A 12228-nucleotide genomic window follows, 5' to 3' on the forward strand; every position below is an offset into this window, starting at 1 on the left:
TCGCGCAGGCGACCACGTAAACGCGCTCGGGTACCGGGAGACCGACGGTCTCCCGAGCAATCGGGCGGCGAGCCGCCCGATGACGGCCCCTTTCAGTCCACCCCGTCGTTTTTCTCGATCGCTAGCAGGACATTCTGGCTGTCAGTGCTGACTCTCATCTCCTCCCGTAACCACCGCTAGTCGTTCGCGGTGCCGATGACGCTCCACGTCACGAGCAGGAGCGCCAGCAGTACACAGAGCGGGAGCAAGAGCAGTCGCATCGCCCGGAGGACGTCGGTCCCGCTGATGACGAACCCCATCACCGCCGGGACGGCGGCGAACCCGACGGAGGACGTGACGGCGGCCGTCGAGTTGACGGGGGTGCTGTATTCGGGGACGCTCTCGACGCCGTAGGCGACCATCGTTGGGTAGAGACCCGAGAGCCCGAGTCCGATGGCGAAGAAGCCGACGAGGAGGCTATACCCTTCGGCGACGAAGAACGCGTACGCGAAGGCGGGCACCGTCAGCGCGACCAGCCCCGTCGCCAGGCGGACGTAGCCGAACCGCTCGGAGAGTCGCCCCGAGAGGAACCGGCCGGGGATGTACGCCCCAAGTAGCACGGACAGCGACGCCGTCGCCACCGAGCCCGGGAGCCGGCCCTGCGCGTAGGTCGTCAGCCACGTGAAGAGGCCGCCCTCGAAGCCGGCGATGAGGAAGACGGCGGCGGACATCGCCACTACCTCTCGGCGGCGGGCCAGCCCTCGGACCGCCGCCAGACTGAGTGGGTCGTCGCCGCCACCGACCGACGGCGTCGGGAGCGAGCGGACCAACAGGAGGAGCGGGACGAACGCGACGACCAAGGCGAAGTAGGCGAGTCGCCAGTCGCCGACGACGAGGGCGGCGGCGACGAGGAGGGGGCCGATGGTAGCGCCGACCGCCCACATCATGTCGTAATACCCGAAGAGACGGCCTCGCTGGGCGGGATAGAGGTGGCTCAACAGCGGCCGGGCACTCCCGCGACCGACGCCGACGAAGCTCTCGCGGCCGAACGACGCCGCGAGAAAGAACAGGAACGATGGAGCGACGCCCATCACGAGGACGCCGACGCCGGTGCCGACGACGGCCAGCATGAGGAGGCGACGTGTGTCGAAGCGGCCGCCGACAACGCCGACGAGCATCACCACCAGCAGGAAGCTGATGGTTCCGGCTGGCGCGACGAGTCCTAACTGCCACTCCGGGACGGTGAACGTCTCTTGGAGCGCCGGGATGACAGCGCCGCGCATCTGGAGCGCTGCGCCTTCGAGCGTCATGTATGCGAAGGCGACCACGGTCCACCACCGCCGACTTGTCCGCTGGGCGTCGCTCTCGCGGTTCGGCTCGCCCTCTCGTGCGGTGGCGGTCTCACCCATACGTGTGCCTCTGGCCACAGGTGGAAAAATATTTTGTGTCCAGTTGTACAATCCTATCCCATGGCGACCGACAGGCTGCACGACCACCTCGAAGCCTTCGGCCTCTCGGAGAAGGAGGTCGAGGCGTATCTGGCCGTTCTCAGGGCGGGCGAGGCCACGACGAGCGAGGTGTCGCGGGCCGCCGACGTCTCACAGGGGTACGTCTACGAACTGGCGGGCGCGCTGACCGAGCGGGGGCTGGTGACGATCGACGAGACGGCGAATCCGACCGTCTTGCGGGCGCGTCCGCCCGAGGAGGCGATGGGGTCGCTCACGTCTCGTCTCGAAGAAGTGCGCGAGAGCGTCGAGACGCTGTACACCGAACCCGCCGCCGAGACGGGCACCGTCGAGGTGATTCACTCGCGGCCGACGGTCAGAAAACGGGCCGAGCGCTATCTCCGTGAGGCTGAGCAAGAGGCGTTTCTCGTTCTCCCCGCGCCGGAGCTGGCCCATCTACAGGACGCTCTCGTGGCCGCCCGGGGCCGCGGGGTGTTCGTCTACGTGCTAGCGGTCGCACCACTCACCGAGGACGCCTTGGACCGGGACTGGGCGGCGTGTACCGACGTCGTTCGGACGTGGGACGCCACCCCGCCGGCGTTCGTCCTCGTCGACGAGACGACCGGCCTCATCGGCTCGCACGGCATCCTCTCGGGTCGGCACGGCGAGGAGTACGCGGTGGCGTTCGCCCAGCGCGAAATCGCGAGCGGCCTGCTCGGTAATACCGTCGCCAACTTTTGGCCGATGGGCGAGGACCGCTACGTTACCGACCCCGACCCGCTGCCGACGACCTACGACCACCTGCGGACGGCCGCGACCAACGCGGCGCTCCATCGGGCGGCCGGCCGGGACCTGCTCGCGGACGTGACGCTCCGGGACTTAGACGACGGGGAGGTGCGCTACGAGCGAGTGCCGGTCGTCGAGGTGCGACAGAACCTCGTCGGCGACCCGAACAACGACTTCCCCTTCGAGAACAACATCGTCTTCGAGACGCCCGATGGTCGCGTCGCCGCCGGCAACGTGGGCGGGGGGATCAGTCCGTTTTACGAAGGGTATGGCGCGACTGTAGTCACGCTCTACGGCGAGTAACTCGGTAACGAGTTGGTTTAGGGCGCCTCCCACGATCGGCCGTAAAATGGCCGAAACAGTCCGATTAAACGATTGGAATACTATTTAGAGACACATTAGTAATGGGTCCCCCGGGTATTGTACCCAATCGATGTCTGAGGATAGACTGACACGCTCCTCGACGTATAGCAGACGGCAGTTCGTAGGGGGACTGGCTTCGCTACTCGCAGCCGCGACGTTCTCGCGCGAAGTCTCGGCCGCGACGGCGGAACCGGTGACTTCGGGGGACGACTCGGCGACGCAGACGGTCACGTCGCCAGACGACTCTATCGCGGTCACGGTGGACGTCGGCGACGGCGTCCCGACCTACAGCGTCTCGGTCGACGGGACCACCTACGTCACGTCGTCCGAACTCGGCTTCGACTTCCAGAACCAGCAGTCCTTCGGCGCGAGCGCCGGCGGGGACGTGACGGCCCTGACGGTCTCTGGCAGCGAACGCGGGTCCGAGGTGGAGCGGTGGGACCCCATCTGGGACCAGTACGACAGCGTGCGCGAAGAATACAACTACCTCCGGGTGGGGCTCGAAGAGGAAGCCATTCCGGGCCGGCAGGCGACGCTCGAACTCCGGGTCTTCAACGACGGACTGGGCTTCCGGGTCGTCTTCCCCGAAGCCTTCGGCAACAGCGAAGGCAACTTCGTCATCACGTCGGAGAACACCGCGTTCAACTTCGCGGACGACTACACCAGCTGGTGGATCGAGAACCGCTTCGCCCAACCCGACAATGAACCGGGCCGCTTCGAGGCGGAGTATCAGGAGACGCCGCTCAGCGAGATTCCGTCGGGCACCGAAGAACAGATCCCGGGTGGGTCCTCGGTACGCGAGGGCGCACACACGCCGCTGACGATGGACGCCGGCGACGTACATCTGAGTGTCCACGAGGCAGACCTCACCGACTACGCGACGCTCTCCATCGCGCCCGACGGCGAAGGTGGGACCGACTTCTCGGCGGAGCTGGCACCGCTGCCCGACGGGACGAAAGTTGCCGCGGAAGCGCCCCACGTGACGCCGTGGCGAACCGTGCAGGTGGGTTCGACCCCCGGCGACCTGGTGGAGTCATCGCTCATCCCGCTGTTGAACGACGACCTGAACGAGGACGTTCTGCCCAACGGCGAGACGGACTGGATCGAACCCAAGAAGTACGTCGGCATCTGGTGGCTGATGATCGCTGGCAGCGCGAACTGGGAGTACAAGACCGACGAGGAGATCAGCAACAGCGGCAACAACCCGGCGAGCTACATCCACGGGGCCCGCACCGAGCGGATGAAGCGCTACCTGAAGTTCGCCAGCGAGAGCGGGATCGACAGCGTTCTCGCCGAGGGGTGGAACCAGGGCTGGGACACCTACCCCGGCGACGGCACGGGTCTGGAGATGGGCGTCGACGACTCCTATCCCGACTTCGACCTCTTCGAGCTCACCGACTACGGGGCGAACTTAGATCCCGCTACCGAGTTCACCATCCACAACGAGACCGCCGGGAACGTCGTCAACTACGAGGAGCAGATCCGAGACGGCATCTTCGCCGGCTACGACGGCGAGGGTATCCACTCCATCAAGAACGGCTACGTCTCGAACCCCGGCCTCGGCTTCGAGGGCGACGGCTCGTTCGCGACGCACAACCACCACAGCCAACTAGCGGTCAACCACCACGAGTTCGTCGCTCGCGAGGCGGCGGCCAACCGCCAGCTGCTCGAACGCCACGAGGCCGACAAGCCCACGGGGAAGCACCGCACCTACCCCAACCGCGCGGCGACGGAGACGGTTAAGGCACAGGAGTACGACGGGTTCGGTGCCCTCGGTTCCGACGTAGACGAGGACCACCACGTCACCCTGCCCTTTACCCGGATGCTGGCCGGTCCGATGAGCTACCAGCCCGGTATCTTCGACATCACGTTCAACGACTCGACGGGCGGGCGCATCCAGACGACACGCGCGAAGCAACTCGCCATGTACCCGACGTACCACGCCGGGCTCCAGATGGCGGCGGACCGCATCGAGGCGTACGTCAGTCCCGAGTTCGAGGTCGGCCAGCTGTTACAGGCCCAGTCGGGCGAACTCGACGGGATGATAACGTCCGACGACTGGCGCAACGCCTTCGGCGGCCACTACGTCCCCGTCGACCCCAACAGCGAACCCTCGGGCGCGTCAGTCTCGTTCACCGTTCGCGACGTTGCTAACGCGGGCGAGTACGACCTCCATCTGCGCTACGCCAGCGACGCCGAGGAGAACGCCCAGCGCGTGAAAGACGCCGGCGGCCCGCAGGCGACGCTCTCGGTCAACGGCGACGAGCGGACTATCAATCCCGAGTTCACCGAGTACTGGGACCAGTGGGAGATATTCACGACGACCGTCTCGCTCTCGGAAGGCGACAACACCGTCGCCATCGAACTGAACTACGACGACTCGGGCGGCTCCTTCGAGGGCGACGTCGGCGGATTCAACCTCAACACGGTCGCGGTCACCGAGACCGGCGAATCCTCGCCGGTCCCGGCCGAGTTCGTCGGCTACACGCCGGAGAACGAGAACTTCGACACCGTGCCGGAGTTCGACTTCCTCGAAACCGTCCCGGCCGGTGGCTGGGACGACACCGAAGTCGTCGACGCCGCCATCGCGGACTACTCCGTCACCGCCCGACAGAAAGACGACGAGTGGTTCCTCGGCGCGATGACCGACGAACAGGGCCGCGCCATCGACGTGCCCCTCTCGTTCCTCAGTTCCGGCGACGACGAGGAGAAAGGGCGCGGTAAGGGTCACGAAAAGAACTGCCCCCACGACGGCGACAACGGCCCCGGCAACGGCCGCGGCCCGAACGGTCCGAAGTACGTCGCCGAGATCTACACCGACGGCATCGGCGCGGGCAGCGCGGCCAACGCCACCGAGGTCGAGATATCGGAAGCCATCGTCAATCCGAGTACGACGCTCCTGGCCTCGATGGCTCAGTCCGGCGGGACCGCAGTTCGGTTCCGCCGCGCCGAGGGCCGCGAGATTCGGGACCTTCCCGAGTACGAGCGCCCGACTCAGGAGTTCGATGTCACAATCGACGGAAACCCTTACGTGCAGGAACCGTTCATCACCGCCACCGGTGACAACGACAGCGCCTTCATCGGCGGGACGAACGTCGAACTCGTCGTGAACGGCGAGGTCGTCTCGAACACGAACGTCCGCCTGCCGCCGAACTCGACGGACGTGACCGTCGAGTTCGACTACACCATCGACAGCCCCGGCGACTACGACGTGGTCGTCCGGACGGCCGACGGAACGGTCCTCGCCAGTTCGACGGTGACGGTGCAGCCACCAGAGACCATCGTCGATATCAGCGACCCCAACGACGACGACTACGGCCCGGGTTCGTACACGTACCCGACCGCGGACGCATTCGAGCCGGAGGCGTTCGACCTGCGCTCGTTCACGGTCAACCAGACGCCGAGCTTCCAGCAGTACGCCTTCGAGGTTGAGAACCTCACTGCCGCCTTCGGCGGCCGGTTCTCCCCGCAGATGTTCGTCTGCTGGATCCGCGACCCGAGCAAGAGCGGCGGCTCGACCACCAGCCTCGACGACATCGGCGCGAACGTCGAGTTCGAGGAAGAGTGGCACTACCGACTCCGCGTCGACGGGTTCAACCTCGACCTCGTCAACGCAAACGGCGGCGCGGTGCTCGACGACGACGGCGACCCGGTCACGCCGCGGGTCTCCACCGACTTCGAGGAGGGCACAGTGACGCTGGGCGTCGACAGCGAGGCCTTCGACAGCGCAGACGCCGCCAGTCTGAAAGTCGTGCCGATGGTCCAGTCCGAGGACCGCGGGACGCTCCGTCCGGTCGACGTGACTAACGCGGCATACGTCTTCGGCGGCGCGAAAGAGGGTGCAGTCGACAACGCACCGCTCATCATGGACCTCATCACGCCCGAGGGCGTCGACCAGCCCGACGCGCTGGCGTACTCCGACACGGAGAAGGCGACGCTGCCGTTCGTGTCGCTCGGTGAGTAACCGCCCGTAGCGGCTCTCTACTCTTTCGTCTTTTAATCGCTACTCTGTTTTCTCACTCGACTCGACGGCGGCCATCGCCGATTCGAGCGTGAACGCTCCCTCGTACAGCGCGCTCCCGACGACGACGGCGGCCGCGCCCGCGTCTTCGAGCGCCAACACGTCCTCGACGGTGGCGACACCGCCGCTGGCGACGACGGGGATGTCGACGGCCTCGACGAGCCGTCGGACTGGCTCTGTCCTGACTCCCTCCAGTTGCCCCTCGACGTCTACGTCGGTGAAGAGGATGCCGCCGGCACCCAACTCCTGATAGCGCGTCGCGGCTTCGGCGGGGTCCAGTCCGGTGCCCTCGGTCCATCCCGAGACGACGACTTCCCCGTCTTTCGCGTCGAGACTGACGAGGACGCTCTCGGGGTGCTCCTCGCTTATCTCGGCGACGATGTCGGGGTTCTCGACGGCGGCGGTACCAAGGATGACGCGGTCGACGCCCCGGTCGAGCAGCGAGATGGCGTCCGCGGCGGTTCGGATGCCCCCGCCCAACTGCACCGCCACGTCGTCGCCGACGGCCGAGAGCACGGCGTCGATGGCGGTGGCGTTCTCGCGCTCGCCCTCGAAAGCCCCGTCCAGATCGACGAGGTGGAGCGTGCGCGCACCCGCTTCGACCCACCGCTGTGCGGCCTCGACTGGGTCGCCATACGTCTTCTCGGTGCCGCGCTCGCCGCCCACCAACTGCACGACCTGTCCGTCCTGCATATCGACGGCCGGAATCACCTCGAACTCGGGAAACATGGCCGTGGCTGGGTCGGCGGCGGGCGAAAGCGTGTCGGTCCTCGCAGCTGTCTGGGCCGTCTCTCGTGAGAGACCGAGTCGACACGCTAGCGGGGGAACCCTTATACTCGCCCCTCCTCATCGAGGGACATGGCAGACAGTGGGCCCGAACCGTCGGGACTCGAATCGCTTCTCTTTGGCGAACGAGCCGACCTGTACCGTCGATTCGTCCGCGCGACGGGCGTGGTCACAGTCGTCTTAGTGGCCGTCTACGCGGTTGTCCGGGCGGGATGGGTGGGTCTGGGAGCGGGGACGACGGCGGCGCTCGGTACGGCGGCGGGCGTCGCCGTGGCGATTCTCGTCCTCGCTGGACTCGTCGAGTTCGTCGTCCTCGGGCGGGTCTACCAGCGCGGGACGACCGAAGTGGCACAGACGGCCGCCGAACTCGAAGCCGCCGCCGAGCAACTCGAAGAGACGGCCGAGGAACTGGAGACGACCGCCGACACTGTCGAGGACGCCGCGGACACGGTCGACGAAGCCGCGACGGACGTAGAACGAACCGCCGAGGACGTCGAGGAGGCCGCCGAGTGGGCGGGTGCCGACGACGCGGCCAATCGCGTCACCGAGGCGACCGAACAGGCCGAGGCGGCCAAGGACAAGACAACCGACGCGAAGACCACCGCAGAAGCGGCCACGGAGGAGGCCGAGGCCGCCAAAGCAACCGCGAACGAGGTCGAGGAGACGGCGGCCGAACGACGCGAGCGACTGGGGAACGCGGCCGACGACGGCGAGAGCGACCAGTAGGGTCGCTTCCCGGCCCGTTGTCGGTAGCCTTTAACGACCGGCGAGTCTGCAAACGGTATGGTCGAGTTGTTATTTATCGTTGGCTTAGCTGTTGCCGTCTTCGTCGGGTTCAACATCGGTGGGTCCTCGACTGGCGTCGCCTTCGGCCCGGCCGTCGGGAGCGACACCATCTCGAAGACGGCGGCGGCAGGGCTGATGACGGCCTTCGCACTGCTGGGCGGTGCGACCGTCGGCACGGAGGTCATCGAGACGATGGGCGGTCGCATCGTCCCGAGCGACCAGTTTACGCTGCTGGCAAGTGTCACGGTGCTCTTCTTCGTCGGCCTCGCGCTGCTGGTCTCGAACCTCTTCGGCGTTCCCGCCTCGACGTCGATGACGGCCGTGGGAGCCATCGCCGGGCTGGGTGTCGCTAGCGGAACTATCGACTGGGAAGTGATGGGGCGCATCGTCTCGTGGTGGCTGGTCGCCCCCATCGTCGCCTTCTGGCTATCGGCAGTCGTCGGCCGGTACCTCTACCCCCATCTGGCGGCCCGCATCGTCTTCGAGACCGACACGCCGGGGACCTCCCGGCGCGAGCGCGTCGGTCAGTTCCTCGTCGTCGCCATCGGCTGTTACATGGCGTTCTCGGCGGGCGCGTCGAACGTCGCCAATGCCGTTGCACCGCTAGTCGGAAGCGGCGAACTTGCGCTGTATCCGGGCGTCGCGCTCGCCGGGGCGGCCATCGGGGTCGGCGCGTTCACCATCGCTCGCCGAACGCTCGACACCGTCGGCAACGACCTCACCGAACTCCCGATTCTCGCGGCGCTCATCGTCGAGACGGTGAGCGCGACCATCATCAGTCTGCTGTCACTCGCCGGTATCCCTGCGAGCCTCGCCGTCTCGGCGACGATGTGCGTCGTCGGGCTGGGGTGGGGCCGAGCGACCCGGACGACGCGGTTGGCCGACGCAGCAGGTGCCGCGGTCACGGGTGCCGCCGCCGGCGGGAGCGGGGGCAAGGGCGTCTCGGTCAGTGCGCTCAACGTCGATGTCGAAGAGAATCCCACGTCCTCGGCGGACAGTGGCTCGAAGTCGGTCGCCAAGATTGGGGAAGAAGACCCCGAGTCGGTGACGACCGCCGCCGACCTGTTCGACCCGTCGGCCACCGGCCGCGTGATTATGCTGTGGATACTGACGCCGTCTATCTCGGCGTTCGCCTCGTATCTCGTCTTCCAGTACGTCTTGTAACGCTGCGAGACGGTACGTTTTACCTCTCGCCCGGCCTGAACGCTATATGGTCGAGGTTCTCTTCGCGCTCGGGCTCGTGGTCGCCGTTTTCGTCGGGTTCAATATCGGGGGGTCCTCGACGGGCGTCGCCTTCGGGCCGGCCGTCGGCAGTAACACCCTCTCGAAGCTCTCGGCGGCAGCGCTGATGACGGTCTTCGCCCTCGCCGGTGGGTTGCTCGTCGGCCCAGCCGTCGTCGAGAGTCTGGGCAGCGACCTCGTCGAGACGGCGTTCTCGCCGCTCATCAGCATCGTCGTCCTCTTTTTCATCGGCGTGGCACTGTTCCTCTCGAACGTCGTCGGCGTCCCCGCCTCGACGTCGATGACGGCCGTCGGCGCAATCGCCGGTCTCGGCCTCGCAAAGCAGACGCTCAACAGCGGCCTGATGCTGGAAATCGTCTCGTGGTGGCTCGTCTCGCCCATCGTCGCCTTCTGGGTCAGCGGCGTCATCGGCCGCTACTTCTACCCGACGCTGGTCGAGTGGTTCGCCGTCTCCCAGAGCGAGGGGTCGCTGCTCGTGCTGGACTATTCCGGTGCGATCCCCCGCCCCCGACTCGGCGAAAACACGACCGAGCGAGAGTTCGTCGGCACCGCTGTCGTCGTCGGCATCGGCTGTTACATGGCCTTCTCGGCGGGCGCGTCGAACGTCGCTAACGCCGTTGCACCACTGGTCGGCAACGGCTCGCTGGAGATGTACCCCGCTATTGCGCTCGGCGGCGCGGCGATCGGTCTCGGGGCCTTTACCATCGCCAGACGGACGATGGACACCGTCGGCAACGACCTCACCGACCTGCCGCTCGTGGCCGCTATCGTCGTCGCTACCGTCTCCTCGACTATCGTCACCTTCCTCTCGGCGCTCGGCATCCCCGCGAGTTTCGTCATCATCGCCACGATGAGCATCGTCGGGCTCGGGTGGGGTCGGGCGACCCGGACGACCCAACTCACCGAGTCAGTGCGGGAGGCATCGACCGCGCCCGTCGAGTCGCTCGCGGCCGACGACGCGCCCACCGTCGGTGGTGAGATGAGTCACGATCCCGAACGACGTGAGGCGTCTCGGGAGAATGTTCCGGCCGCTTCGGACCTCTTCGAACCGGGGACGACAGCCCGCGTCATCTTCCTCCAGAACGTCGTTCCCTCGATTGCGACAGTAGCCGCCTATCTGGTCTTTCGCTTCCTTCCTATCGCCTGACCCCGCCGCCGTCTCTCACAATCGTTCACGATCTGGTTCCGAAGGGCAAAGTCTAACAAGTCGGGGTTCGAACCCGACAGGTGATGCCCACGGTAGAGTACCTTAACTACGAAGTAGTGGACGACAACGGCTGGGACATGTACGAGGACGACGTCTTCAGCGAGGCCGACGACCTCGGTCTCGACGACGAAGACTACGGAACGCTCGACGTCAACGAGGGCGAGTACATCCTCGAAGCAGCCGAGGCACAGGGCTACGACTGGCCCTTCTCGTGTCGCGCAGGTGCCTGTGCGAACTGTGCTGCCATCGTCCTCGAAGGCGAAATCGACATGGACATGCAGCAGATCCTCTCCGACGAGGAAGTCGAAGAGAAGAACGTCCGACTGACCTGCATCGGTAGCGCGGACACCGACGAGGTCAAGATCGTCTACAACGCCAAGCATCTCGACTACCTGCAGAACCGCGTCATATAACGTCGTTCTGCAGTCTTTTCCGTTTCGCTGCGTAGTGATGTCCACCGCGTAGCGACAGCCCTACCGTTGCATCTCCCGCCTCTCGGCCACAGTCCGCCGCTCGCGTCCGAACGGGTACCCCCTCACACCGGAACCATTAGGGTCGTTCACGTCACACTGCGATGCGTGTTGGGGTCGATACCGGACCTGTTGCGGCTGCTCGCGGTGCCGGTGTTCGGGTGGGCGGCCTACCGCGACGTGAAGACGCGCCGGGTTCCGAATCGAACGTGGGTACCGCTGGCGGCACTCGCTGTCGTCTTACTCGTCTGGGAGACGTACACGGTGCTGACCGGACCGACGAGCGGACAGGCATACCTGATTCGGGTCGCCATCAGTCTGGGGTTCGTCGCACCGCTGGCCTACGGCTTCTGGCTCATCGGCGGGTTCGGCGGGGCCGACGCGAAGGCGTTCATGCTGACTGCCGTTCTCTTTCCGGTCTACCCCGTCTATTACCTCCCGACGGCGGCACTGCCACTGGAACCCTCGACGCTCGGCGTCTTCTCGCTGACCATCCTCTCGAATACGGTGGTCGCCGGCATCTTCTATCCGCTCGGCGTCGCAGCCACCAACCTCGCGCAGGGCCGGTTCTCACCGGCGATGTTCATCGGGAAGCCAGTCGCCATCGAGCGATTGCCCGAGGAATACGGTCGGCTACTGGAGTCGCCCCGCGGATTCACCCGGAGCGGCCTGGACCTAGACGCCCTCCGGATGTACCTTCAGTGGCGCGGCATCACGCTCGCGCAACTGCGAGCCGACTCCACCCGATACCGCCACCCCGAATCGCTCCCGAGCGACCCGAACGAACCCGGCGACGGCGCTATCGTCACCGACGGCGGGGAGCCGAGCGACGCGAGGCGACCCTCGTCAGAACTGGGTTCCGACGGCGGCGTCTCGGCAGGTGCGACGACCGATGACACCGTCGCCGCAGTAGCGGACGAATGGGGCGCGGAGCGATTCTTGGACGACATCGAAGGGTCGGCATACGGCACCTCCCCCGAGCAGTTGCGAGACGGACTGGAGGTCGCCGTCAGCGAACGGGAAGTGTGGATATCGCCCGGGATTCCGTTCCTCGTGCCCATGTTCGCCGGCCTCCTCGCGGCGCTGACCTACGGCGACGTGCTGTTCTCGCTGCTCGTCCTCGTGGGACTGGCCTGACGACGA

General features: G+C 66.3%; 9 protein-coding genes. 7 read left to right on the forward strand and 2 right to left on the reverse strand.

Annotation, left to right across the window (positions count from 1 at the left end):
- Positions 1-176 precede the first annotated feature (176 nt).
- Entirely contained in the window at positions 177-1388 is a 1212-nt protein-coding gene (locus E4S61_RS08895) for an MFS transporter (RefSeq protein WP_135303584.1), read from the reverse strand.
- Positions 1389-1448: 60 nt separating this feature from the next.
- Here E4S61_RS08895 and E4S61_RS08900 point away from each other — a divergent pair, with 60 nt between their 5' ends.
- Together E4S61_RS08900 and E4S61_RS08905 are read left to right on the forward strand one after the other, a co-directional pair.
- Positions 1449-2513 (forward strand): TrmB family transcriptional regulator, encoded by a 1065-nt coding sequence (locus E4S61_RS08900; protein ID WP_135303585.1) that lies wholly within the window; start codon positions 1449-1451, stop codon positions 2511-2513.
- Positions 2514-2643: 130 nt separating this feature from the next.
- Positions 2644-6537 carry a glycoside hydrolase family 97 catalytic domain-containing protein gene (locus tag E4S61_RS08905; protein WP_209309466.1) on the forward strand — a complete coding sequence of 1298 codons (3894 nt, stop codon included), beginning with the start codon at positions 2644-2646 and terminating at the stop codon, positions 6535-6537.
- A 39-nt stretch (positions 6538-6576) separates the two neighbouring features.
- Here E4S61_RS08905 and hisA read toward each other — a convergent pair whose 3' ends face one another.
- Positions 6577-7323 (reverse strand): 1-(5-phosphoribosyl)-5-[(5-phosphoribosylamino)methylideneamino]imidazole-4-carboxamide isomerase, encoded by a 747-nt coding sequence (gene hisA / locus E4S61_RS08910; protein ID WP_135303586.1) that lies wholly within the window; start codon positions 7321-7323, stop codon positions 6577-6579.
- A gap of 129 nt (positions 7324-7452) precedes the next feature.
- Here hisA and E4S61_RS08915 point away from each other — a divergent pair, with 129 nt between their 5' ends.
- The 5 genes from E4S61_RS08915 to E4S61_RS08935 all read left to right on the forward strand — a co-directional run bounded on the left by E4S61_RS08915 (position 7453) and on the right by E4S61_RS08935 (position 12222).
- The gene (locus E4S61_RS08915; RefSeq protein ID WP_135303587.1) at positions 7453-8106 is read left to right on the forward strand and encodes a hypothetical protein; all 654 of its coding nucleotides are present in this window, start codon (positions 7453-7455) and stop codon (positions 8104-8106) included.
- A 57-nt stretch (positions 8107-8163) separates the two neighbouring features.
- Positions 8164-9330: an inorganic phosphate transporter gene (locus E4S61_RS08920; protein WP_135303588.1), complete on the forward strand. Its 1167-nt coding sequence runs from the start codon at positions 8164-8166 to the stop codon at positions 9328-9330.
- Between the two features lie 46 nt (positions 9331-9376).
- A complete protein-coding gene (locus E4S61_RS08925) occupies positions 9377-10555 on the forward strand; it encodes an inorganic phosphate transporter (protein ID WP_135303589.1) in 1179 nt (392 codons plus the stop codon).
- Positions 10556-10638: 83 nt separating this feature from the next.
- Complete coding sequence (gene fer / locus E4S61_RS08930) at positions 10639-11028, forward strand: ferredoxin Fer (protein ID WP_135303590.1); 390 nt, start codon at positions 10639-10641, stop codon at positions 11026-11028.
- Positions 11029-11193: 165 nt separating this feature from the next.
- Positions 11194-12222 (forward strand): A24 family peptidase, encoded by a 1029-nt coding sequence (locus E4S61_RS08935; RefSeq protein ID WP_135303591.1) that lies wholly within the window; start codon positions 11194-11196, stop codon positions 12220-12222.
- The last annotated feature ends 6 nt before the right edge of the window (positions 12223-12228 follow it).

This window comes from Haloarcula amylovorans (assembly GCF_004681185.1).
GTDB classification, from domain to species: Archaea; Halobacteriota; Halobacteria; order Halobacteriales; family Haloarculaceae; genus Haloarcula; species Haloarcula amylovorans.